At 69.5% G+C, this 1,117-nt stretch carries 2 protein-coding genes; one reads left to right on the forward strand and one right to left on the reverse strand.

From position 1 onward, the window contains the following. Nucleotides 1–257 (reverse strand): helix-turn-helix domain-containing protein (locus tag G3I19_RS36590; protein WP_164267959.1); only part of this gene is annotated, 257 nt, incomplete at its 3' end. 153 nt (nt 258–410) lie between these two features. Here G3I19_RS36590 and G3I19_RS36595 point away from each other — a divergent pair. After that, nucleotides 411–1,117, forward strand: a 707-nt coding sequence (locus G3I19_RS36595; RefSeq protein ID WP_239075066.1) for an NmrA family NAD(P)-binding protein, incomplete at its 3' end; no start/stop codon positions are given.

The following is a 1,117-nucleotide window of genomic DNA, read 5'->3' on the forward strand; positions in this document are numbered from 1 at the left end:
ACCTCTGGGTAGACGGTCCGGCGGACCAGCCCGTCGCGTTCGAGGGTGCGCAGCGTCTGGGTGAGCATCTTCTCGCTCACGCCCGCCAGCGTCTGCCGGAGCCGGCCGAACCGGGAGGCGCCGTTCCGGCCGAGTTCGCCCAGCACGAGGACCGCCCACTTGCTGCCGATCTGGTCGAGCAGGTCCCGCGACGGGCAGCCGCGCTCGTACGGATCGAACGACGGTATGGGTCCGGTCACGTTCTCGACAGCGGTCATACGGCTCACCTCATTGCTATCGGCTCGGTAAGTACCTTACCAAGAAGTGGCTACTCCCCATCGGAGAGTGTCCAGGTCATTCTGGGTTCCACCCCACCGCAGACGGACTGCGGCAGGCGTGCGGTGCACGCGCGGAAGAAAGGAATGACCATCATGGCGATCGTCGTCACTGGAGCCACCGGCCAGCTGGGCAGGCTCACCATCGAGGCACTGCTGCGGCGCGGGATCCCGGCCGCGGACATCATCGCGACCGGTCGGGACATCGCGAGGATCAAGGACCTGGCCGACCGGGGCATCACGGTACGCCGCGCGGACTTCGCGGACACCGACAGCCTGCCCGAGGCATTCGCGGGGGCGGACCGGCTGCTGCTGATATCGGCCTCCGTCCCCGTGGCCGAGCGGGTCGCCAACCACCGCCGCGTGATCGACGCCGCGGCATCCGCAGGCGTGTCGCTGGTGGCGTACACGAGCACGACGCACGCGGACACGGCCACCACCGTCATCGGTGCCACGCACAACGAGACCGAGGAGTATCTACGGGACCGCGGAATCCCCAGCGTGCTGCTGCGCAACAGCTGGTACCTGGAGAACTACACCAGCCAGCTGCCGCAGATCCTGCAGAACGGCGCGGTCGTCGGCGCCGCGGGCGAGGGGCGGATCAGCGGCGCGTCCCGCGCCGACTACGCCGAAGCCGCAGCGGCCGTCCTCACCACCGAAGGCCACACCGGCGCCGTCTACGAGCTCGGCGGCGACGCATCCTTCACCCTGACCGAGCTCGCCGCCGCGATCTCCGCCGCGGCCGGAAAGCAGGTTGCCTACGCCGACCTCCCGGTGACCGACTTCGCCCAGGTACTGGCCGC

This window comes from Streptomyces sp. SID10853 (assembly GCF_010548145.1).
Taxonomy (GTDB): Bacteria; Actinomycetota; Actinomycetes; order Streptomycetales; family Streptomycetaceae; genus Streptomyces.